The organism is Clavibacter michiganensis (assembly GCF_016907085.1).
GTDB classification, from domain to species: domain Bacteria; phylum Actinomycetota; class Actinomycetes; order Actinomycetales; family Microbacteriaceae; genus Clavibacter; species Clavibacter michiganensis_O.
Genome location: NZ_JAFBBJ010000001.1, coordinates 447,873 through 470,686 on the forward strand (window position 1 = coordinate 447,873; position 22,814 = coordinate 470,686).

Sequence of the window (22,814 nt, forward strand, 5' to 3'; positions counted from 1 at the left end):
CATGACGGTCTACCTGGACCACGCGGCGACTACGCCCATGCGGCCGGAGGCGATCGCGGCGCTCGCCGGGGCGCTCACCCTGGTGGGGAACCCGTCCTCCATCCACTCGCACGGCCAGGAGGCCCGGCGCGTGCTGGAGGAGGCGCGCGAGGCGATCGCGCGGGCGCTCGACGCGGACCCGGTCGAGGTCGTGCTCACGTCCGGCGGCACCGAGTCGGTGAACCTCGGGATCAAGGGGCTGCACGGCGCGCGCGTCGCGGCCGGCCCCCGGCGCACGCGCATCCTCGTGCCCGACGGCGAGCACCACGCCACGGTCGACACGGTCGAGTGGCTCGAGCGGCGCGGCGCCGTCGTGGAGCGGCTGCCCATCGACGCTGTCGGGCGCATCCGGGTCGACCGGGTCGCCGCCGCGCTCGCCGCGGATCCCGGATCCGTCTCCCTGCTCACCTTCCTCGCCGCGAGCAACGAGGTCGGCACGATCCAGCCCGTCGAGGAGCTCGCCGCCCTCGCCCGTGCGCACGGCGTGCCGGTGCACGTCGACGCGGTCGCCGCCCTCGGGCACATGCCGGTGCCGTTCCGGCGCTGGCGCGACGCCGGGGTGCACGCGGTCAGCGTCTCGGCGCACAAGGTCGGCGGCCCGGTCGGCAGCGGCGCGCTCGTGCTCGCGCGGCAGTCGACGGTGGATCCGCAGATACACGGCGGCGGCCAGCAGCGGCAGGTGCGCTCGGGCACGCAGGACGCCGCCTCCGCCGTCGCATTCGCCACGGCCGTCACCCTCGCCGTCGCGGAGCTCGACGCCGAGGCGGTGCGCGTGGCGCGCCTCCGCGACCGCCTCCTCGAGTCCGTGCTCCGCGACGTCCCCGGCGCGGTGCTCCGCGGCGATCCGGATCCCGCCGGCCGCCTCCCCGGCAACGCGCACCTCACCTTCGCCGGCTGCCAGGGCGACTCGCTCCTGCTCCTGCTCGACATGGCCGGCGTCTCCGTCTCGACGGGATCCGCGTGCCAGGCCGGCGTGCCCGAGGTCTCGCACGTGCTCCTCGGCATGGGGATCCCGGAGGACGAGGCCCGCGGCGCGCTCCGCTTCACGCTCGGCCGCACGACCACCGACGCCGACGTCGACACGCTCCTCCAGGCGCTGCCCGACGCCGTCGCGCGGGCCTCCCGGGCGGGCCTCGCGGGCCGCGCGGCGCGTAGGCTCACGGGGTGAAGATCCTCGCAGCGATGAGTGGCGGAGTCGACTCCGCCGTGGCCGCCGCCCGCGCCGTGGAGGCCGGGCACGACGTGACGGGCGTGCACCTCGCGCTCAGCCGCATGCCGGGCACGCTCCGCACGGGATCCCGCGGCTGCTGCACCATCGAGGACTCGATGGACGCGCGTCGCACCGCCGACCTCCTCGGCATCCCGTTCTACGTGTGGGACTTCTCCGAGCGCTTCGCGGCCGACGTCGTCGACGACTTCGTCGCCGAGTACCAGGCCGGCCGCACCCCCAACCCCTGCATGCGCTGCAACGAGCGGATCAAGTTCGCCGCGCTGCTCGAGAAGGCCCTCGACCTCGGCTTCGACGCCGTCTGCACGGGCCACTACGCCGACGTCATCCCGGGCCCCGACGGCGAGCCCGAGCTGCACCGCGCGGCCGCGTGGGCGAAGGACCAGTCGTACGTCCTGGGCGTGCTCACCGCGGAGCAGATCGCGCACTCGTACTTCCCGCTCGGATCCACGCCCTCCAAGGCCGAGGTGCGCGCGGAGGCGGCAGCCCGCGGGATCCAGGTCGCGCAGAAGCCCGACAGCCATGACATCTGCTTCATCCCCGACGGCGACACGCGCGGCTGGCTCGCCGATCGCGTGGGAGCGGAGCCCGGCGACATCCTCGACGGCGAGGGCAACGCGATCGGCACGCACCAGGGCGCCGCGGCATTCACGGTCGGGCAGCGCAAGGGCCTCGCGATCGGCACGCCGGCGCCCGACGGCCGGCCGCGCTTCGTGCTGGAGATCCGTCCCAAGGACAACACCGTGGTCGTCGGCCCGCAGGAGGCTCTCGCCATCCGCGAGATCGCCGGGTCCTCGTACACCTGGGCCGGGACGCCGCCCACGCGACCGGACCAGCCGTTCGATTGCGACGTGCAGATCCGCGCCCACGCCGACCCCGTGCCCGCGCGCGCCCGGGTGTCGGAGGTCGACGGCATGATCGAGCTCGTGATCACCCCGCGAGACCCCCTCATCGGCGTCGCCCCCGGGCAGACCGCCGTCGTCTACGCCGGCACGCGCGTGCTCGGCCAGGTCACCATCGACCGCACCGTGAGCGCCGTGGACGACGCCCGGCCGCCGCTGCGCGACGCCGCCCTCGTCGGCGCGGCCGCCGCGGGGGAGTGAGCGTCCGATGAGCGACACGACGACGGGATCCGACCAGGCCGCCGAGGCCGTCCCCGCCACCACCCCGGCCGACCTCGAGGCCGACGCTGCCCGGGTGGACGCGCTGCGCACGGAGATCGAGCGCCACCGCGACGAGTACTACGGGGCGGACGCCAGCACGCTCAGCGACGCCGAGTACGACGCGCTCGTGCACGAGCTCGAGGCGCTCGAGGAGGCGCACCCCGCGCTCCGCAGCCAGGACAGCCCCACGCAGACCGTCGGCGGACGCGCGGAGACCACGCTCTTCGCGCCCGTCACGCACGCCGAGCGCATGCTCAGCCTCGACAACGTCTTCAGCGAGGAGGAGCTGGCCGAGTGGGCCGCCAAGGTCGAGCGCGACGCCGGCAGCGGCCGGGTCCGATACCTCTCCGAGCTCAAGATCGACGGGCTCGCCATCAACCTCCGCTACGAGCACGGCGTGCTCGTCACGGCCGCCACGCGCGGCGACGGCGTGGTCGGCGAGGACGTCACGCAGAACGTCCTCACCATGGGCACCGTCCCCGAGCGGCTGTCCGGCACCGGCCACCCGCCGCTCGTCGAGGTGCGCGGCGAGATCTTCTTCCCCGTCGCCGAGTTCGACGAGCTGAACGCCCGGCAGCTGGAGGTGGGGGAGCGCGTCTTCGCGAACCCGCGCAACGCCGCCGCCGGTTCGCTCCGGCAGAAGGAGGAGGGCAAGAGCGCCGCCCGCCTCGAGCTCATGCACGCGCGCATCCGCCGCCTCCGCATGCTCGTGCACGGCATCGGCGCGTGGCCCGTCCGCGAGCTCGAGCGCGACGCGCACGTGTCCGCGCAGTCGGAGGTCTACGGGCTGCTCGAGACGTGGGGCCTGCCCATCTCCACGCACTTCCGCGTGTTCGACGACATCGCCGAGGTCGCGGAGTTCGTGCGCCACCAGGGGGCGGATCGCGCCGCGGTCGAGCACCAGATCGACGGCATCGTCGTCAAGGTCGACGACCTGGGGCTCCACGAGGAGCTCGGCGCCACGAGCCGCGCGCCGCGCTGGGCGACCGCCTACAAGTACCCGCCCGAGGAGGTCAACACGACCCTCCTCGACATCGTCGTGAGCGTCGGCCGCACCGGCCGGGCCACGCCCTTCGCGGTCATGGAGAAGGTCGAGGTCGCCGGATCCGAGGTGCGCCAGGCCACGCTGCACAACCAGCAGGTCGTGAAGGCCAAGGGCGTGCTCATCGGCGACACGGTCGTGCTGCGCAAGGCCGGCGACGTCATCCCCGAGGTGCTCGGCCCGGTCGTCGAGCTGCGCGACGGCACCGAGCGCGAGTTCGTCATGCCCGCGCTCTGCCCCGAGTGCCAGACGCCGCTGAGGCCCGCCAAGGAGGGCGACATCGACCTCCGCTGCCCGAACGCGCGCAGCTGCCCGGCGCAGGTGCGCGGTCGCGTCGAGCACGTCGCGTCACGCGGCGCGCTCGACATCGAGGGCCTCGGCGAGGTCGCGGCGGCCGCGCTCACGCAGCCGCTCGAGCCCGAGGACCCGCCGCTCGAGACCGAGGCGGGCCTGTTCGAGCTGACGATGGCGGACCTCGTGCCCATCACGGTGGTCGTGCGCGACGCCGAGACCGGCATGGTCAAGGTCGACGAGAGGACGGGCGAGGCCAAGCGCGTCACGCCGTTCCGCCGCAAGCGCGTCCCGAAGCGCGACGGCGCCTTCGACCCGGCGGCGCCGTGGGGCGACGAGACCAGCGTCCCGTCCAAGTCCGCCGAGGTGCTGCTCGAGAACCTGGAGAAGGCGAAGACCCAGGACCTGTGGCGCATCCTCGTGGCCCTCAGCATCCGGCACGTCGGCCCGGTCGCCGCGCGCGCCCTGGCCGGCTGGTTCGGCTCGCTCGACGCCATCCGCTCCGCCAGACGCGAGGAGCTGGCCGCGGTCGACGGCGTGGGCGGCATCATCGCCGACGCGCTCCTCGACTGGTTCGAGGTCGACTGGCACCGCGAGATCATCGACCGCTGGGAGCGTGCGGGCGTCGTCACTGCCGTGCCCGGCCACCCGGGTCCGGGCGCGGCGGCCGCCGCGGGGGGCGTGCTCGCCGGCCTCACGGTCGTGGCCACCGGATCGCTCGAGGGCTACACGCGCGAGGGCGCGCTCGAGGCGATCATGGCGGCGGGCGGCAAGGCCGGATCCAGCGTGAGCAAGAAGACCCATTACGTCGCGGCCGGTCCCGGCGCGGGCTCCAAGCTCGGCAAGGCGGAGGCGCTCGGCGTGCGGATCATCGACGCGGCCGAGTTCCGCCTGCTCGTGGAGCAGGGGCCCGACGCCATCGCGCTGCCCGAGGCGGATCCCGAGGCCGCGACCGAGGCCGTCGTCGAGCCGGGAGATCCCGCGATCACCCCCTGATCGGGCCTCCCGCTCGACGTCCCGCGCCGATACCATGAAGCCACGCGTCGGCGCGGGGCGCGCCATCCACAGGCGCCGGCCCTCCCACGCCGGATTCTGGGGGATCTCGAACCGTGACGACTCGCCTCCGTGCGCTCCTCACCGTCTCCAGTCTCGCCTGCGCGCTGGTCGGGGCGCTCCTGGCACCCGCGGCGCCGTCCGTCGCGGCGACGCTCCCGCCGGCCGTGCTCGCCGGGCCGGACGCGGCGGATCCCGCCACGGGCGCGCACCTGCCGAGCCCCGCGCGCATCGTCCAGCAGCTCCGCGACCAGGACGTCTCCGACCGCGCGCTCCGCGACACGGCCCCCGTCGCGCTCCTGGGCGCGCTGCCGGCCCTCGACGTGCCGGAGCTCCGGCGGCTCGCGCTCGGCATCCCGGCCACGATCCGGGAGCTCGTCCGCCGCCCGCCGTCCGTGTCGGGCGTGGCCGCCTGGTGGTCGGGCCTCGCGCAGGCCGAGCGCCGCGACCTGGCCGAGGGGATCCCCGAGCTCGTCGGCAACCTCGAGGGGATCCCCGTGGTCGAGCGCGACGCCGCCAACCGCCGCCTCCTCGACCAGCGCGAGCGCGAGCTGCACGCGAGCGCCACGACGACGCCGGGGCGCGGCGCGCAGCAGTCGATCGGACGCGACATGGCCATGATCGCCGAGGTGCGTCGCGCGCTGGAGCCCGCGGCGGGCGGCGCCGCGCGATCGCTGCTGACGCTCGACACGACCTGGCCGGGACGCGCCGCGGTGGTGATGGGCGACCTCGACACGGCGGAGTACGTCTCCATCGTGGTGCCCGGCATGTACTACTCCGTGTCCGACCGCCTGGTCGACTGGACGGACGTCGCCGCGCGCCTCCAGCAGCAGCAGACGACGCTGCTCGGAGCGGGAGCGGGAGCGGGAGCCGGAGCGGGCGCGGGCGGCGTCGCCACCATCGCCTGGATTGGCTACCGCACGCCCGACCTCCTGGGGATCGGATCCCTCGACCTCGCGCACGAGGGCGCGCAGTACCTGGAGGACGCGATCCAGGGGATCCAGGGCCTGCGTCGCGACGACCCGCCGTACCTCACCGTCATCGCGCACTCCTACGGGTCGACGGCGGCGCTGCTCGCGCTCTCGAGCGGGCGGGCCTCCGTCGACGCCCTGGCCATGGTGGGATCCCCGGGCGGCGCCGTCCGCGACGCGGCGGAGCTGGACGTGCCCGCCGGCCACGTGTTCGTGGGCGAGGCGCCGTGGGATCCCGTGATCGGCTCGTCGTACTTCGGCTCCGACCCGGGCAGCGCGTCGTTCGGTGCCGAGCACTTCGGGGTCGCCGGCACGGGCGCGGCCTCGGGCGTCTCGGCCGACGGATCCCTCGCGGGCGTCGCCGGGCACAACAGCTACTTCGACCGCGGCACGGAGTCCTTCCGGAACCTCGCGCTCATCGGCATCGACCGCCCGGTCGCGCGCGACACCGTCGCCGACGCGAGGGCCGGGTAGCGGGCGCCGCGGTCAGCCGCGGCTGCGCTCGGCGTACTCCAGCCGCACGTCGTCGGGACCCGTGGCGACGAGGTGGCCGTCGTCCACCTCGAGCGACGACACCTGCGCGAGGTCCTGGAAGTAGCGGGCCTCGAGGCCGCCGTCCTCGCACGGGAGCGTGCCCGGGGCCACCGCGCCGAGCATCCCGTCGCCCCGCTCGGCCATCCGCCCGGAGTAGTCGTTGCAGGGGCCGCGTCCGCTGATCTCGCCGCCGCCGACCCGCATCGTGATGAGCGTGTCGCCGACGCCGAGGTCGCCCGCGGCGTCCGATCCGGCCACGAGGTGCCAGTTGCCGCGCACGTCGCTGACGGGCGCGCATCCGGCCAGCGGCGCGAGGGCCAGCGCGGCGGCGACGGCGACCGCGGCAGCGCGAGGGCCCCCGGATCGGCGGCGGGCGGGGATCCGGGCGGCGGTGGGCATGGGGTCACGCTAATAGAATCTCCCGGTACCCCCGCACACAGTCCTTTGGAGACGCATGCCCGACACCCGGCCCGAGCCCGCCGACGCGACCAGCGGGGACGAGACCCCCCAGGCGCCGACCCCCACGGAGCAGATCAGCCGGGAGCAGGTGGAGCACCTCGCCGGCCTCGCGCGCATCCGCCTGAGCGCGGAGGAGATCGACACGCTCACGACCGAGCTCGGCCTCATCGTCGAGTCGGTCGCCAAGGTTACCGCGGTCGCCGGCCCCGACGTCCCGGCCACGAGCCACCCCATCCCGCTGGTCAACGTCTACCGGCCCGATGTCCCCGGCGAGACGCTGACCACCGCCCAGGCGCTCGCGGGCGCACCCGAGCACGACGGATCCCGCTTCAAGGTGTCGGCGATCCTCGGCGAAGAGCAGTAGGAGCACCATGACCGACGACCTCACGCGCCTCAGCGCCGCCGACCTCGCCGACCGCCTCGCCTCCCGCGAGGTCTCGAGCGTCGACGCCGTGCGCGCGCACCTCGACCGCATCGACCACGTGGACGGCGACGTCCACGCGTTCCTCCACGTCTCCGGTGAGCGGGCGCTCGGGCTCGCCGCCGAGATCGACGCGCAGCGTGCCGACGGCGCCGCCCTCGGGCCGCTCGCGGGCGTGCCCATCGCCATCAAGGACGTGCTCTGCACCATCGACATGCCGTCCACCGCGGGCTCGCGCATGCTCGAGGGCTGGACCCCGCCCTACGACGCCACGGTGGTCCAGCGCCTGCGCGCCGCGGGCCTCGTGCCGCTCGGCAAGACCAACATGGACGAGTTCGCGATGGGATCCTCCACCGAGCACTCGGCCTTCGGCGCCACGCACAACCCGTGGGACCTCGACCGCATCCCCGGCGGCTCGGGCGGCGGATCCGCGGCCGCGGTCGCCGCGTTCGAGGCGCCCGTCGCCCTCGGCTCCGACACCGGCGGCTCCATCCGCCAGCCCGCGGCCGTCACCGGATCGGTCGGCGTCAAGCCCACCTACGGCGGCGTCAGCCGCTACGGCGCCATCGCGCTCGCCTCCAGCCTCGACCAGGTCGGCCCCGTCTCCCGCACGGTGCTCGACTCGGCGCTCGTGCACGACGTCATCGGCGGGCACGACCCGCGCGACTCCACCTCGCTCACCGACCGGTGGCCCTCGTTCGCCGAGGCCGCGCGCGCCGGGCAGCGCGAGGGGTCCGTGAAGGGCCTCCGCATCGGCGTCGTGAAGCAGCTCGACGGCGAGGGCTTCCAGGCCGGCGTCACGCAGCGCTTCCGCGAGGCGCTCGACCTCCTCGAGCAGGCGGGCGCCGAGATCGTCGAGGTCTCCGCCCCGAACTTCGAGCACGCCATCGCGGCGTACTACCTGATCCTCCCCGCGGAGGCGTCGAGCAACCTCGCCAAGTTCGACTCGGTGCGCTTCGGCCTCCGCGTCAACCCGCCCGGCGGCGGCACGGTCGAGGACGTCATGGCGGCGACCCGCGAGGCCGGCTTCGGCCCCGAGGTCAAGCGCCGCATCATCCTCGGCACCTACGCGCTGAGCGCCGGCTACTACGACGCCTACTACGGCAGCGCGCAGAAGGTCCGCACGCTCATCCAGCGCGACTTCGACGCCGCGTTCCAGCAGGTCGACGTGCTCGTCACGCCGTCGGCGCCCACCACGGCGTTCAAGCTCGGCGAGAAGCTCGACGACCCGCTGGCGATGTACCTCAACGACCTCACGACGATCCCCGCGAACCTCGCGGGCGTCCCCGGCATCGGCCTCCCCATCGGGCTCGCGCCCGAGGACGGCCTGCCCGTCGGGATCCAGTTCATGGCGCCCGCCCGCGAGGACGCGCGCCTCTACACGGTCGGCGCCGCGCTCGAGGGGATCCTCGAGCGGCGGTGGGGCGGGCCCCTGCTCGCCCAGGCACCCGAGCTCGCGCGCGCCGCATCGCGCACCACGGACGGAGACACGCACTGATGGCCAAGGCAGAGCTGATGGACTACGACGAGGCCATCGAGATGTTCGAGCCCGTGCTCGGGTTCGAGGTGCACGTGGAGCTCAACACGCGCACGAAGATGTTCTCCGACGCCCCGAACTTCTTCGGCGGCGAGCCCAACACCAACATCACGCCCGTGGACCTGGGCCTCCCGGGCTCGCTGCCCGTGGTGAACGAGCAGGCGGTCAAGCACTCGATCAGCCTGGGCCTCGCGCTCGGCTGCGAGATCGCGCCGAGCTCCCGCTTCGCCCGGAAGAACTACTTCTACCCGGACCTCGCGAAGAACTACCAGATCAGCCAGTTCGACGAGCCCATCGCGTTCCGCGGCTCGGTCGAGGTGGAGATGCCCGACGGCCGCATCGTCACGGTGCCGATCGAGCGCGCGCACATGGAGGAGGACGCCGGGAAGCTCACGCACGTGGGCGGCGCGACGGGCCGCATCCAGGGCGCCGACCACTCGCTCGTGGACTACAACCGCGCCGGCGTGCCGCTCGTGGAGATCGTCACGGACATCATCTACGGTGCCGAGGCCGAGGCCCCCGAGCTCGCGAAGGCGTACGTGTCGACCATCCGCGACATCGTCGTGGCGCTCGGCATCTCCGACGCGAAGATGGAGCGCGGCAACCTCCGCTGCGACGCGAACATCTCGCTGAGCCCGCGCGGATCCGGGAAGCTCGGCACCCGCACGGAGACGAAGAACGTCAACTCGCTCCGCTCGGTCGAGCGCGCCATCCGCTACGAGATCCAGCGCCAGGCGGCCATCCTCGCCGCGGGCGGCACGATCACGCAGGAGACGCGGCACTGGCACGAGGACACCGGCCGCACCTCGGCCGGCCGGCCCAAGAGCGACGCCGACGACTACCGCTACTTCCCGGAGCCCGACCTGCTGCCCGTGCAGCCGAGCGCGGAGCTGATCGAGGAGCTGCGGGCGGCCCTGCCCGAGGCGCCCGCGATCCGCCGCCGCCGGCTCAAGGCCGAGTGGGGCTTCACCGACCTGGAGTTCCAGGACGTCGTGAACTCCGGGCTCCTCACCGAGCTCGTCGACACGGTCGAGGCCGGGGCCGCCCCGCAGGCGGCGCGCAAGTGGTGGACGGGCGAGATCGCTCGCATCGCCAACGCTCGCGGCGTGGACGCGGCGACGCTCATCAGCCCCGCGCAGGTCGCGTCCGTCATCGAGCTGGTCGAGGCCGGCACGCTGACGAACCGCCTCGCGCGCGACGTGATCGAGGGCGTCATCGACGGCGAGGGCACGGCGCAGGAGGTCGTGGACGCCCGCGGCCTCGCGGTCGTGTCCGACGACGGGCCGCTCATCCAGGCCATCGACGAGGCGCTGCAGGCGCAGCCCGACGTGCTCGCGAAGATCCGCGACGGCAAGGTGCAGGCCGCCGGCGCCGTCATCGGCGCCGTGATGAAGGCCATGCGCGGCCAGGCGGACGCGGCCCGCGTCCGCGAGCTCGTGCTGGAGCGCGCGCAGGCCTCGTGACCGCGACCCTCGTCGCCCGCGGCCTCGCCGGAGGACACGGGCACCGCACGCTGTTCTCGGGGCTCGACCTCACGGTCGCGCCCGGGGACGTCGTCGGCCTCGTCGGCGCGAACGGCGCCGGGAAGAGCACGCTGCTCCGGCTCCTCGCGGGCGTCGACGCGCCGCAGGACGGCCGCGTGCTGCTGTCGCCCGCCGACGCGTTCATCGGCTGGCTGCCGCAAGAGCACGAGAGGATCCCGGGCGAGACCGTCGCGGGCTACGTCGCCCGCCGCACGGGGTGCGCCGAGGCGTCCGCCGAGCTGGATCGCACGGCCGTCGCGCTCGGCGAGGGCCTGCCCGGCGCCGACGACGCGTACGGCACCGCGCTCGACCGCTGGATGGCGAGCGGCGCCGCCGACCTCGACGAGCGCCTCCCCGTGACCCTCGCCGAGCTCGGGCTCGACCTCGACCCCGCGCTCCCCACCGCCGGCCTCTCCGGCGGACAGGCGGCCCGCGTCGCCCTCGCCGCGCTCCTGCTCAGCCGCTTCGATGTCGTGCTCCTCGACGAGCCCACCAACGACCTCGATCTGGACGGTCTCGCGCGCCTGGAGTCCTTCGTCCGCGGCCTCCGCGGCGGCGTCGTGCTCGTCTCGCACGACCGCGAGTTCCTCGCGCGCTGCGTCACCACGGTGGTCGAGCTCGACCTCGCGCAGGACAGCGTCCGCGTCTACGAGGGCGGCTACGACGCGTTCCTCGAGGAGCGCCAGGTCGCCCGCCGGCACGCGCGCGAGGCGTACGAGCAGTTCGCCGACACGAAGGCGGACCTCGTGTCCCGCGCCCGCACGCAGCGCGAGTGGTCGTCGCAGGGCGTCCGGAACGCCATGCGCAAGTCGCCCGACAACGACAAGATCCGCCGCAAGGCCGCGGCCGAGTCGAGCGAGAAGCAGGGCCAAAAGGTCCGCCAGATGGAGAGCCGCATCGCGCGCCTCGAGGAGGTCGAGGAGCCGCGCAAGGAGTGGGAGCTCGCCTTCACCATCGGGCAGGCGCCCCGGTCGAGCGCGGTCGTCGCGACGCTGCGGGAGGCGACCGTCACGCGCGGCGGCTTCACCCTCGGTCCCGTGTCGCTCCAGGTCGACGGCGGCGACCGCATCGGGATCACGGGGCCGAACGGCGCCGGGAAGTCCACGCTGCTCGGCCTGATCCTCGGCCGCATCGCCCCCGACACCGGTGACGCGTCGCCCGGCCGCACCGTGCAGGTCGGGGAGATCGACCAGGCCCGCCAGTCGCTGCGCGGCGAGCTGCCCCTCGCCGAGTCGTTCGCGGAGCAGGTGCCGGATCTCTCGCCCGCCGAGGTCCGCACGCTCCTCGCGAAGTTCGGCCTGCGCGCCGACCACGTCACGCGTCCCGTCGACGGCCTCTCGCCCGGCGAGCGGACGCGCGCCGGTCTCGCGCTGCTGCAGGCGCGCGGGGTGAACCTCCTGGTGCTCGACGAGCCGACCAACCACCTCGACCTGCCCGCCATCGAGCAGCTCGAGCAGGCGCTGGAGAGCTACGACGGCACGCTGCTCCTCGTGACGCACGACCGGCGGATGCTCGACGCCGTGCGCCTCGACCGGCACTGGCACGTGGACGCGGGCGTCGTCACCGAGTCCTGACGCCCGCGGCCCGCGCCGCTACTGGTAGGTGACGAGGTCCGGCACGGGGGACACCTCGCGCATGGTCTGCTCGGGGGACAGCATCGGCTTGTCCTCGTCGATGAAGTTCTTCCAGCCCCACGCCATCCCGGCCGGCGCGTCGGCGTGCAGGGCCCGCCAGGTCGCCTGCTTGTCGGGCTGGCCGCCCTGCCCGTCGGCGTGGACGAGCATGGCGAGCTCCGGGTGGTCCATGTCGAGCGAGGCGCGGTCCTGGATCATGCTCAGCCGGAACTGGTGCAGCACGAGCATCTTCTGCGGCAGGCCCTTCTCGCGGACGACGCCCGCGAGCCAGTCGGTCGTGGCGTCGACCTCGGCCGCGGACACGCTGCCGATCTGCTTCAGCGGCACCTGGTCGGGGCCGAGCCGCCACTCGGGGTCGAGCGCGAGGCCCACGCCCGGCTGCGCGAGCACCGACTCGTAGCGCTTCGCCTGCGTGAGGAAGTCGGTGCGGCCGGGCTGGAGGTCGATGACGACGTACACGCCCGCGTCCCGGGCGGCGTGGATCCACGGCTGCAGCGTCTCGACGGGGACCTCGGAGGAGTAGTCGCCGTCCGGTCCCGCCGCGCCCGCGGCCACCGTGGCGATGAGCTCGAACATGGGGATCACTGGCTCGTCCGAGTAGGGCTGGTACTCGGCGGCCTGGGCCTTCGCGCGCGCGACGGCGTCCGCGGGCCCCTGCTCGCCCAGCACGCCGAGCGCGCCCGTGCCGGCGGCGCCGTAGAGCGCGACGTACCGCTTGCCGGGGAGGACGAGCTGCCCGCCGCCCGGCAGCTGGTCGCCCGTGGACGCGGTGCGGATCCGGCCCTCGAGCGACGCGTCGTCCGCGTAGGCGGCGCCGACGGCGATGGTGCTCGTCGCGCCGGCGTCGTGCAGGGCGGCGATCGCGTCGGCGGAGGCGCGCGGATCCGGGGACGCCTCGGGGACGACGGTCACGCCGACGCCGGCCGCGCGGGCCGTCGCGACCGCGGCGAGGGAAGAGGCGGCGTCGGTGGCGAGGGCGTGCGCCCCGCTGAGGGCGGCGGCCGGCGCGGTGGCGGGGAGGGCAACGTCGCCCGACCCGGCGGTGGGGGCCGACGCGGCGGAGACGTCGCCGTCGGGCGCGGCGAGCTCGGCCACGCGCGAGACGGCGGCGGACGGATCCTCGTCGGGAACGTCCGCGACGTCGGCCCCGGTCGCGCGGGCCACGTCGGCGGCGTGGTCGGCGCGCACCACCGTCGTCGACGCGGCGAGGGAAGCCGTGGCGTCGTCCCCGAGGTCGCCGACGGCGAGCACGCCCGAGGATCCCAGGCGCTGGATCTCGGACTCCGCACCCGAGCCCTGGACGAGGAGCGGCGCCCCGAGCGCGACGGCGGCCTCGGCCCCGAGCTCCTGGGCGGCGAGGTCGCCCGCGGGCGTCAGCACGGCGACGGGCGCCTGGCGGAAGAGGCTCGCGCTCATCGCGACGGACGCGTCCGAGTCGTCGGCCTGGCCCACGACGGTGAGCGGCGCTTCGGGCGCGGCGGTCACCGGTCGGAGTCGCTCCGGCGCCTGGTCCTGCGGGGTGCACGCGCCGAGGCCCGCGACGAGGCCGAGGGCGGCGAGGAGGGAGACGGAGGCGCGGAGGGACCGGGGGAGGCGGAGGGGGGACGGCACCCGACCACGCTACGCGACCCCCGGCGGGGGCGGGCGGACGCACCGCCGCCTCACCCGGGACGGCGACATCCGCGGGCCGTCATCGCCGCGGGCGCCCCCGGAGCCGCCCGGTACCGTGGTCGGGTGACCGCTCTCCTGCCGACGACCCTCCTGCCGACGACGACGATCGCCGGGGTCCGCCCCGCCGCCGGCGCCGAGGACCCGCTCCAGGGCCTCGACGGCCTCGTGGGCGCCGCCGCCCGTGTGATCGAGGCGCTCGGCGAGGTGGGCGTGGGCGCCATGACGTTCATCGAGACGGTGTTCCCGCCCATCCCGAGCGAGGTGGTGCTGCCGCTGGCCGGCTTCGTCGCGGCGACCGGTCGCATGAACCTGGTGCTCGTCATCGTCGCCAGCACGCTCGGCGCCTACCTCGGAGCCCTGCTCCTCTACTGGCTCGGCCGGAAGGCGGGCGAGGAGCGGACGATCCGCGTGCTCGCGAGGCTGCCGCTCGTGGAGCGCCACGACTTCGAGGTGGCCGCCGCCTGGTTCCACCGCCACGGCCGCTCGGCGGTGTTCTTCGGCCGTCTCGTGCCGGGCGTCCGCAGCCTGATCTCCCTGCCCGCGGGCGCGGCGGGCATGCACCTCGGCACGTTCAGCTCGTACACGATCGCGGGCAGCGGCCTCTGGAACGGCGCCCTCATCGGGCTGGGCGCGGCCCTCGGCAGCCAGTACGAGCTGATCGACCGGTACGCGCAGTACCTCGACTACGCGGTGTACGGCGTGCTCGGGATCCTCCTGCTCCTGCTGGTCGGGCGCGCCCTCCGCCGCCGAGCGCAGCGGGGCCGGGCCGCGCGCGACCGCTGACGCGTGGCCGGGTCGCGCTCGCGTGCGGGCGACGCGCACCCGCCTCCCACGGGGCTCCCGGGCCCGCCGCGTACGGTGGCCGCAGGCCGACGAGGTCGGCGACGCACGCCGATCCGGCCCCGGCGAGAGGCACCACCATGGGATTCCTGGACAGGCTCCTGGGCCGCGACGAGCAGCCCGACGGACGACGTGACCGTCGATCCGGCGGTGCCCCGCGCGAGCGCAGCGCCGACGAGGTCGCCGTCGAGCGCTACCGCTACCTCCTCCGCACCGCGCCGCCGGAGAGGATCGAGGAGGTGCACCTCGAGGCGTTCCGGAAGCTCACCCCGGAGCAGCGCGAGATCCTCTTCCGCCAGCTCAGCTCGGACGCCGCCGAGGGCGACGCGCCCGTGGACGACCGCCCCGAGTCGCTCGCCCGCTCCGCCACCCGCTCGGAGATGCGCGCGCCCGGCACGCTCGAGCGCACGCTCGGCCCGCGCGGCGGACTCGCGGGCGGCGGAGGCGCCGGGATGGGCATGAGCGGCATGATCGCCGGATCCATGCTCGGCACCATCGCGGGCGTCGTGGTCGGCTCGGCCATCGCGCAAGCCCTCATCCCCGACGCGGTCGGGCAGGACCAGGCGGGCGCGGACGGCGGCGCCGACACGGGTGCCGATGGCGCAGCCGACGCGGGCGCGGCGGACGCGGGCGGCGCCGACGCGGGTGCCGGCGACTTCGGCAGCGGCGACTTCGACAGCGGGGACTTCGGGTCCGGCGACTTCGGCGGAGGCGCCGACATGGGCGGCGGCGACTTCGGCGGCAGCGACTTCTTCTAGCGCACCGGGGCGCCCGGGCAGGTCCCCGCGCGCCTAGCCCGCGTCGACGATCCCCTCGCGCACCTTCCGGCGCAGCACCTTGCCGAGGAGCGACGTCGGCAGCTCGTCGAGCACCACGATCCGGCGCGGCACCTTGTAGGCGGCGAGCTCGCCGCGCAGCGTCGTCCGAGCGGCCTGCCCGTCGAGCGTCGCGCCGTCCTCGAGCACCACCGCCGCCACGACCTCCTCGTCGCCGCCGTCGCGCGGGATCCCGACGACCGCGGCGTCCCGCACGCCCGGGAGCTCGCGCACCGCGTCCTCGACCTCGGACGGCGAGACGTTGAACCCGCCCGTGATGATGAGCTCCTTAATCCGGTCGGCGATGCGCACGAAGCCGTCCTCGTCGATCGTGACCACGTCTCCCGTGCGGAACCAGCCGCCCTCGAGCAGCACGGCGGCCGTCTCGTCCGGGCGGCCGTGGTAGCCGCGGAACACCTGCGGACCGCGCACGAGGAGCTCGCCGGGCTCGCCCGCGGGCCGGTCGACGGTCGGGTCCTCGGGATCCACGACGCGCACCTCCGTGTTCGGCAGCGGCAGGCCGACCGTCCCGGCGCGCCGCGTGTCGCCGACGGGGTTGGCCATCAGCACGGGCGAGCACTCCGAGAGCCCGTAGCCCTCGACGAGCCAGCCGCCGGTCCGCTCCTCCCACGGCACGACGACCGACTCGGGCAGCGCCATGGCACCGGAGATGGAGATCGAGATGCCGTCGAGCGACACGCCCTCCGCCTCGGCGGCCTCGCGCAGCCGCGTGTAGATGGGCGGCACGGCGGGCAGGAACGTCGGCGGGTGGCGGCGGATCGCCTGCAGCACGAGGTCGGGCTCGAAGCGGGGGAAGAGGACGAGGCGCGAGCCCATGCTCATCGCGAAGGTGAGGCAGAGGGTCAGCCCGTAGGCGTGGAACATCGGCAGCACGGCGTACACGACGCTCGTGCCGCGCGACACCGTCGGCACCCAGGCGCGGGACTGGGCGGCGTTCGCGCTGAGGTTGAGGTGCGTGAGCTCGGCGCCCTTGGGCGCGCCCGTGGTCCCGCTCGTGTACTGGATCACCGCGAGGTCCGTCGCCTCGGGACGCGGGTGGTCGACGGGCAGGGGCGCGGCGGCGGAGATCCGCTCCCAGGTGATCGTGCCGGTGACCTTCGCGGCGATCGCGGCGCGCGCCGCGCGCGCCTTCGGGACGGGGAGACGCAGGAGGAGGCGCGTGCGGCGCGGCATGGCGCGCGTCACGTCGACGGACACGATGCGCTCGGGCCGCACGCCGTCGGGGAGCGCCTGGACCGTGGCGACCGTCTTGTCCCAGGCGATCACGGTGCGGGCGCCGTGGTCCTCGAACTGGTGCTGCAGCTCGCGCGGCGTGTAGAGCGGGTTGTGCTCCACGACCACGGCGCCGAGGCGCAGCACGGCGTAGAACGCCACGACGTGCTGCGGGCAGTTCGGCAGCACGATGGCGACCGGGTCGCCCGCCCGGACGCCCGCGTCGTGCAGGCCCTGGGCCGCGCGGGCGATCTGCTCGCCGAGCTCGCGGTAGCTGGTCTCCGCCCCGAGGAAGTCGAGCGCGGTGCCTCCCGGGAACCGGAGCACGGACTGGTCGACGATGTCGACGAGCGATCCCTGCGGCAGGTCGATCTCGTGCGGGACGTCGGGCGCATAGCTGGCCAGCCAGGGCCGGTCGGTGGGGGTGGTCACCCCTCCCACCCTAGGCCGCGGGCGTGTCCGGGCCGGTGACGCGGAGGCGACGGCACGGGGAGGCGGCGGCCGCGTGAGGCGTGCGGCGCTCTGCGGGGCTCAGTCGCGACCCGCGCGCCGCCCCTCGGCCAGGTACGCGAGCCGGTGCAGCGTCTCGACGTTGCGCGCGTGCAGGAGCAGGTCCATCAGCGGCGCCGGCACGAAGCGGCCCGGCCCGCGCACGGCCTCCTCGGCCATGCGCACCTCGCAGCCGTCGGGGAGCGTGCGCACCTCGAGGGTCACGCGCGCCTCGCCGAGCGGCCAGCCCTTCGGCTGCATGACCATGCGGCGCGGCGGATCCCACTCGAGCATCGTGGTCTCGTCGTCGATGAGGACCGGCCAGGAGCCGAAGGAGTGGTGCAGCTGCGCGCCGGCCGCGGGCCAGGCGTCGTCGACGGCCCGCATCCGGGAGGCGCCGACGACCCAGGCGGGGAAGAGCCAGCCGTCGGCGACCACCTCGGCGACGTCGGCGGGCGAGCACTGCATGCGGCGGCGGGTGACGGACATGGGTCCAGTCTGGTGCGCGTGTCCAGGCTCGCGTAATCGATCGGCGGGGCTCGACGCCCGCGGGGGCGCCCTGCTACAGCGAGAGGTCGGGCCCCCGGTCGATCCCGAACTCGTGCCGCAGCGCGCTCCGGGCGGCCTGGTACCCGGCCATGCCATGGACGCCGGGTCCTGGGGTCGCGGAGCTCGACGCGAGGTAGACGCCCGCGGCGGGCGTGCGCCACGGATCCGGCGAGAGCACGGGACGCGCGAGCAGCTGCCAGACGCTCGCGGCGCCCGCGGCGATGTCGCCGCCGATGTAGTTGGGGTCGTGCTCCTCCATGCCCACGGCGTCGATGCTCGACGAGGCGAGGATCAGGTCGCGGAAGCCCGGGGCGAAGCGCTCGATCTGCCGCGTGATCGCCTCGGTCTGGTCGACCGTGGATCCCGCGGGCACGTGCGTGTAGGCCCAGAGCACGTGCTTCCCCTCGGGTGCGCGGCCGGGATCGTCGATGGAGGGCTGCGCCACGAGCACGTACGGGTCGTCGCTGTGCCGGCCGGCGGCCACGTCCCGCTCGGCGCGCTGGATCTCGGCCCGGGTGCCGCCCACGTGCAGCGTGCCCGCCCTCCGGAGCTCGGGATCCGTCCAGGGCACGGGGCCCGAGAGCGCGAAGTCGACCTTGGAGGCGGCGTTGCCGTAGCGGAAGCGGCGGAGGGCGCGGAGGTAGCGGGCGGGCAGGCGGTCGCTCGCGATGCGCGAGAGCGCCCGGGCGCTGGTGTCGAGCAGCACGGCGCGGGCGGCGGGCAGCTCGCGGAGCGTGCGCACCTCGGATCCCGTGACGACCTCGCCGCCGTGGGCCCGCAGGTCGGCGACCATCGCGTCGACGATGGACTGGCTGCCGCCGATGGGGACCGGCCAGCCGCGGGCGTGGGCGTACGCGCCGAGGGAGAGCGCGGCCGCGGCGGTGGAGACGCTCGGCATGGTCTGGATCGCATGGGCGGCGACGCCCGTGAACATCGCGGGCGCGACGTCGCCGCGGAAGCGCGCGTTCCAGGCGGGCGAGCCCTGCTCGAGGGCGCGGAGGCCGAGGCGGATCGCGGTCGGCGGATGCCGCGGCACCTGCAGCAGCGGGCCGTTCGTGAACTGGGCGACGCGGTCCGCGGTCGCGGCCAGCGGCCCCATGAGCTGCCTCCACGCCCGGCCGTCCACGCCGAGCGCGTCGGCCGTGCGGTCGATGTCGCGGTACGCGATGCCCGAGACGCCGCCGTCCAGCGGGTGCCCGTAGGAGATCTCCGGGACGACGAGCTCGATGCGCCGGTCGAGCTGGAATGCCCGGAAGAACCCGGACGCGAGCGCCATCGGGTGCACGGCGGAGCAGATGTCGTGGTGGAAGCCGGGGAGCGTGAGCTCGGCCGTCCTGCTGCCGCCGCCGATCGTGTCGGCCCGCTCGTGCACCTCGACCCGGAGGCCCGCACGGGCCATCGTCACGGCCGCGGCCAGCCCGTTCGGCCCGGAGCCGACCACGATCGCGTCGATGTCACCCATGCGTCGAGGCTATCGGCGACGCAGGGCGGCGGTGCCGGCGACGACGCCCGAGAGGAGCGCCCCCGCGCCGAGGGCGACGGCCTTCGCGCGGTTGCGGACGATCCAGACCTGCGGGCTCATCATGCGGGCGCGGTCGCTGAAGATGCCGCGCGCGCCCTGGTCGCCCGCGGTGGGCGTGTAGAGGTTGGTCGGGAGCATCGGCTGCGTCTTGTCCGCGGCCTGCTGTCCCGTGTAGCCGGTCTTCGCGAGGTAGCCGTCGAGCCAGTTGGCGACGAAGCGGTTGCCGAGCACCGTCATGACGGTCGGCTCGCCCACCCAGTTGCGGCGCTTCGGCTTCTCCGCCACGGCGGCGATCGCCTGCGCGCCCACCTCGGGCTCGAAGATCGGCGGCACGGGCTGCGGGTGGTGCGGCAGCTGCGACTTGACCCAGTTGAACTGGATCGTGTTGAGCGCGGGCATGTCGACCGTGGAGATCGTGACCTTGCTCTCGTTGTGGATCAGCTCGGTCGTCACCGACTCGGTGAAGCCCTGCACGGCGTGCTTGGCGGCGCAGTACGCGGCCTGCAGCGGGATGCCGCGGTGGGCGAGCGCCGAGCCCACCTGGATCACGTGGCCCCGGTCGCGCGGCACCATGCGGCTGAGCGCGGCGCGCGTGCCGTTGACGAAGCCGAAGTAGTTGACCGCGGTGGCGCGCTCGAAGTCGGCCGGATCCGTGGTGAGGAACTCGCCGAAGACGCCGACCATGGCGTCGTTGACCCACAGGTCGATGGGGCCGAGCTCGTCCTCGACGCGGTCGGCGGCGGCCTCGACGGCCAGGCGGTCGGCGACGTCGGTGGAGATGCCGAGGCCGCGGCGACCGCGTGCCTCGATGTCGGCGACGGCGCCCGCGAGACCGTCCTCGCCGCGCGCGAGGACGGCGACGTCCCAGCCGCGGTCCGCGAGCTCCCGTACGGTCGCTCGGCCCAGTCCGGCCGATCCTCCGGTGACGACGGCGATGCCTCGAGTCATGTGGCTCCTTCGATGGTTGGTGCACGAAGCGTGCTCATCCACCGTAGGACCGTCGTGTCCCGCCGACCGTGCCCGCGGCCCGTCCTGCCAGGCGGCGGTCAGCCTTCGCGCTGCAGGTCCTCGCGCACCTGGCGGCGGAGCACCTTCCCGATGAGGGAGGTGGGCAGCGCATCCACCCGCACCACGCGGCGGGGGACCTTGTACGCGGTGAGGTGCGCGCGGCAGTAGGCGCGGATGGCCGCCTCGTCGAGCTGGGCGCCCGGATCCAGCACGACCGCGGCCGTGACGTCCTCGCCGCCGTCCTTCGACGGCAGCCCGACGACGGCCACGCCCTGCACGCCCGGCGCGCCGCGCACGACGTCCTCGACCTCGCTGGGGGAGACGTTGAAGCCGCCCGTGATGATGAGCTCCTTCATCCGGTCGACGATGGTCGTGAAGCCGTCCGCGTCGACGCGCACGATGTCGCCCGTGCGGAACCAGCCGCCGTCGAGGAGCGCGGCGCGCGTCTCGTCGGGGCGGCGCCAGTAGCCCTGGAAGACCTGCGGGCCGCGGATGAGCAGCTCGCCCTCCTCGCCGGGCGCCCGGTCGACGGTCGGGTCCTCGGGATCCACGACGCGCACCTCGGTGCTCGGGAACGGGACGCCCACGGTTCCGGGCCGCCGCGACGGGCCGATGGGGTTGCCGAGCGCGACGGGAGACGTCTCGGTGAGGCCGTAGCCCTCGACGAGGTAGCCGCCCGTGAGGCCCTCCCACAGCTCCACCGTGGAGACCGGCAGGTTCATGGCGCCGGAGATCGCGAACCGCACGCCCGTGAGGTCGACGCGCTTCTCCTTCGCGCCGCGCGCCAGCCGCTCGTAGATGGGCGGGACGGCGGGCAGGAACGTCGGCGGGTGCTTCCGCGCGGCGGCGAGCACGAGGTCCACGTCGAACTTCGGGAAGAGCACGAGGCGGGCGCCGATGGCCATGGCGAACGTGAGGCAGAGCGTGAGGCCGTAGGCGTGGAACATGGGCAGCACGCCGTAGACGGTCTCGCCGCCGTCGGCGAGGCCGGGCACCCAGGCACGGCCCTGCATGGCGTTCGCGTGCAGGTTGCGGTGGGTGAGGATCGCGCCCTTGGGGCTCGCGGTCGTGCCGCTCGTGTACTGCAGGATCGCGACGTCGTCGAGCTCGGGCTTGGGGCGGGACGCGGCGATGCGGCGGTGGTCGACCAGCTCCTCCCAGGTGACGGTGTCCTTCACGGGCGCGGTGATCGCGGCGCGGGCGCGGCGGGCGGCGGGCACGGGCAGGCGGAGCTTGAGGCGGGTCGCGAGCGGCATGGCGGCGGGCAGGTCCACCGAGACGATCGTGTCGACGGGGACGTCGCGCGGCATGTCCTGGATCGTGCCGACGACCGTGTTCCAGGCGATGGCCACGCGCGCGCCGTGGTCCTCGAACTGGTGCCGCAGCTCGCGCGGCGTGTACAGCGGGTTGTGCTCGACGACGATCGCGCCGAGCCGGAGCACCGCGTAGAAGGCCACGACGTGCTGCGGGCAGTTCGGCAGCACGAGCGCGACGCGGTCGCCCTTCCGCACGCCGAGGCGGCGCAGGCCCTCGGCGGCGCGGGAGATCTGGTCGCCCATCTCGCGGTACGTCGTCTCGCGGCCGAAGAACTCGAGCGCGACGGCCTTGGCGTGCCGCTGGATGGAGCGCTCGACCATGTCGACCAGGGATCCGATGACCGGGGGGATGTCGGCCGACACCCCGTCCGCGTAGCTGCGTACCCAGGGGCGGTCGGCGTCGATGCTCATGTCCCCACGATAGGGAATGCGCCCGGGGAGATCCCGGGCGCATCGGCCGTGCGGCGGTCGCGGGCTACGCGGGGTAGACGACCCCGGTCAGCTGCTCGGACGCGTCCCACAGGCGGCGGGCGAGCTCGGGGTCCTTCGACCACGGGCTGGACGCCGCCAGGTGCGGCATGCCGCTCATCCCGCCTGCGCCCGCGGGTCCGTAGTAGTCGCCCGGGTGCACGCCGAGGCCCGTCGCGGCCTGGATCTGCGGGAGGGCGCCCACGCGCACGTCCTGGCCCATCGCCGCCGGCCCGAACTTCGCCGCCAGGTCGCTCATGACGCCCTGGGGTCCGGATCCCGGACCGTTCTTCGCGAGGTTCGTGGAGGTGACGCCGGGGTGGGCGGCGACGGCCGTGAGGCCCCAGCCGCGCTCCTCGGACAGCGCCTGCAGCCGGCGCATGAAGAGCAGGTTCGCGAGCTTGGCCTGGCCGTACGCCGCCCAGGGGCTGTAGCGCCGCTCGGACTGCAGGTCGCCGAACGCGATGCGGCCCATCCAGTGCGCGAGGCTCGAGACGACGACCACGCGGGGCGCGTCGGCCGCCTGGAGCGCGGGCAGGAGCAGACCGGTCAGCGCGAAGTGGCCGAGGTGGTTCGTGCCGAGCTGGATCTCGAAGCCGTCGCGCGTCTCGCGCCGGTCCGGCGGGGCCATGACGCCGGCGTTGTCGACGAGGATGTCGATCGGCCCGCGCTCGATCTCGCGGTCGGCGAAGGCGCGCACCGAGGCGAGGTCGGCGAGGTCGAGGGATCCGACCTCCACGTGGACGCCCGGGTGGCGGTCGCGGATGGAGCCGGCCGCGTCCTCGCCGCGCTCCGGATCGCGCGACGTGAGCACGACGGAGGCGCCGGCCGCGGCGAGCCGGCGCGCGGTCTCGAGGCCGAGGCCGCTGTTGCCGCCGGTGACGACGGCGCGCTTCCCGTCGAGCGGGCTGATGATGATGTCGGTGGGACGGGGCACGCGGACTCCTCTTGCGGGTGGGATCCCCACGCTAGCGACGTCGGCCGGGCGTCGCCCGTGCGGGCGACGAG

Annotated in this window: 18 protein-coding genes; 10 read left to right on the forward strand and 8 right to left on the reverse strand. The window is 74.7% G+C overall.

Annotation, left to right across the window (positions count from 1 at the left end):
* Position 1: 1 nt before the first annotated feature.
* The 4 genes from JOE38_RS02020 to JOE38_RS02035 all read left to right on the forward strand — a co-directional run bounded on the left by JOE38_RS02020 (position 2) and on the right by JOE38_RS02035 (position 6,261).
* Positions 2-1,207, forward strand: coding sequence for a cysteine desulfurase family protein (locus tag JOE38_RS02020; RefSeq protein ID WP_204574635.1), 1,206 nt, complete (start codon positions 2-4; stop codon positions 1,205-1,207).
* Positions 1,204-2,370: a tRNA 2-thiouridine(34) synthase MnmA gene (gene mnmA, locus JOE38_RS02025; RefSeq protein WP_204574636.1), complete on the forward strand. Its 1,167-nt coding sequence runs from the start codon at positions 1,204-1,206 to the stop codon at positions 2,368-2,370. Before JOE38_RS02020 ends, mnmA begins: the two co-directional genes overlap by 4 nt.
* A 7-nt stretch (positions 2,371-2,377) precedes the next feature.
* On the forward strand, positions 2,378-4,759 hold the full coding sequence (gene ligA, locus JOE38_RS02030) for an NAD-dependent DNA ligase LigA (RefSeq protein ID WP_204574637.1): 2,382 nt from the start codon (positions 2,378-2,380) through the stop codon (positions 4,757-4,759).
* A gap of 113 nt (positions 4,760-4,872) precedes the next feature.
* The gene (locus JOE38_RS02035) at positions 4,873-6,261 is read left to right on the forward strand and encodes an alpha/beta hydrolase (protein ID WP_204574638.1); all 1,389 of its coding nucleotides are present in this window, start codon (positions 4,873-4,875) and stop codon (positions 6,259-6,261) included.
* A gap of 12 nt (positions 6,262-6,273) precedes the next feature.
* Here the strand turns inward: JOE38_RS02035 and JOE38_RS02040 are convergent, their stop codons facing one another.
* Positions 6,274-6,720, reverse strand: a complete 447-nt coding sequence (locus tag JOE38_RS02040; RefSeq protein WP_204574639.1) for an META domain-containing protein — start codon at positions 6,718-6,720, stop codon at positions 6,274-6,276.
* Between the two features lie 55 nt (positions 6,721-6,775).
* Between JOE38_RS02040 and gatC the strand changes: the two genes are divergently transcribed.
* From gatC to JOE38_RS02060, 4 genes are read left to right on the forward strand one after another with little or no spacing between them, the layout of a single operon-like run.
* Entirely contained in the window at positions 6,776-7,144 is a 369-nt protein-coding gene (gatC, locus tag JOE38_RS02045) for an Asp-tRNA(Asn)/Glu-tRNA(Gln) amidotransferase subunit GatC (RefSeq protein WP_204574640.1), read from the forward strand.
* 7 nt (positions 7,145-7,151) lie between these two features.
* Positions 7,152-8,699, forward strand: a complete 1,548-nt coding sequence (gene gatA / locus JOE38_RS02050; RefSeq protein ID WP_204574641.1) for an Asp-tRNA(Asn)/Glu-tRNA(Gln) amidotransferase subunit GatA — start codon at positions 7,152-7,154, stop codon at positions 8,697-8,699.
* On the forward strand, positions 8,699-10,201 hold the full coding sequence (gatB, locus tag JOE38_RS02055) for an Asp-tRNA(Asn)/Glu-tRNA(Gln) amidotransferase subunit GatB (RefSeq protein WP_204574642.1): 1,503 nt from the start codon (positions 8,699-8,701) through the stop codon (positions 10,199-10,201). The genes gatA and gatB overlap by 1 nt, the downstream gene beginning before the upstream one ends.
* Positions 10,198-11,835 (forward strand): ABC-F family ATP-binding cassette domain-containing protein, encoded by a 1,638-nt coding sequence (locus JOE38_RS02060; protein ID WP_204574643.1) that lies wholly within the window; start codon positions 10,198-10,200, stop codon positions 11,833-11,835. The genes gatB and JOE38_RS02060 overlap by 4 nt, the downstream gene beginning before the upstream one ends.
* 18 nt (positions 11,836-11,853) lie before the next feature.
* On the opposite strand, the gene JOE38_RS02065 is transcribed toward JOE38_RS02060, so the two are convergent.
* Positions 11,854-13,506 (reverse strand): hypothetical protein, encoded by a 1,653-nt coding sequence (locus tag JOE38_RS02065; protein ID WP_204574644.1) that lies wholly within the window; start codon positions 13,504-13,506, stop codon positions 11,854-11,856.
* Positions 13,507-13,629: 123 nt separating this feature from the next.
* Here JOE38_RS02065 and JOE38_RS02070 point away from each other — a divergent pair, with 123 nt between their 5' ends.
* Together JOE38_RS02070 and JOE38_RS02075 are read left to right on the forward strand one after the other, a co-directional pair.
* Positions 13,630-14,349 carry a DedA family protein gene (locus JOE38_RS02070; protein ID WP_374191152.1) on the forward strand — a complete coding sequence of 240 codons (720 nt, stop codon included), beginning with the start codon at positions 13,630-13,632 and terminating at the stop codon, positions 14,347-14,349.
* Positions 14,350-14,486: 137 nt separating this feature from the next.
* Positions 14,487-15,164 carry a hypothetical protein gene (locus JOE38_RS02075; protein ID WP_204574645.1) on the forward strand — a complete coding sequence of 226 codons (678 nt, stop codon included), beginning with the start codon at positions 14,487-14,489 and terminating at the stop codon, positions 15,162-15,164.
* A 33-nt stretch (positions 15,165-15,197) separates the two neighbouring features.
* Here the strand turns inward: JOE38_RS02075 and JOE38_RS02080 are convergent, their stop codons facing one another.
* The 6 genes from JOE38_RS02080 to JOE38_RS02105 all read right to left on the reverse strand — a co-directional run bounded on the left by JOE38_RS02080 (position 15,198) and on the right by JOE38_RS02105 (position 22,743).
* Complete coding sequence (locus JOE38_RS02080) at positions 15,198-16,886, reverse strand: long-chain-fatty-acid--CoA ligase (RefSeq protein WP_204574646.1); 1,689 nt, start codon at positions 16,884-16,886, stop codon at positions 15,198-15,200.
* Between the two features lie 99 nt (positions 16,887-16,985).
* Positions 16,986-17,432: an SRPBCC family protein gene (locus tag JOE38_RS02085; RefSeq protein WP_204574647.1), complete on the reverse strand. Its 447-nt coding sequence runs from the start codon at positions 17,430-17,432 to the stop codon at positions 16,986-16,988.
* Positions 17,433-17,505: 73 nt separating this feature from the next.
* Positions 17,506-18,954, reverse strand: coding sequence for a phytoene desaturase family protein (locus JOE38_RS02090; RefSeq protein WP_204574648.1), 1,449 nt, complete (start codon positions 18,952-18,954; stop codon positions 17,506-17,508).
* A gap of 9 nt (positions 18,955-18,963) precedes the next feature.
* The gene (locus tag JOE38_RS02095) at positions 18,964-19,962 is read right to left on the reverse strand and encodes an SDR family oxidoreductase (protein ID WP_204574649.1); all 999 of its coding nucleotides are present in this window, start codon (positions 19,960-19,962) and stop codon (positions 18,964-18,966) included.
* 98 nt (positions 19,963-20,060) lie between these two features.
* Entirely contained in the window at positions 20,061-21,749 is a 1,689-nt protein-coding gene (locus JOE38_RS02100; protein ID WP_204574650.1) for a long-chain-fatty-acid--CoA ligase, read from the reverse strand.
* Positions 21,750-21,813: 64 nt separating this feature from the next.
* Positions 21,814-22,743 carry an oxidoreductase gene (locus JOE38_RS02105; protein ID WP_204574651.1) on the reverse strand — a complete coding sequence of 310 codons (930 nt, stop codon included), beginning with the start codon at positions 22,741-22,743 and terminating at the stop codon, positions 21,814-21,816.
* Positions 22,744-22,814 lie beyond the last annotated feature (71 nt).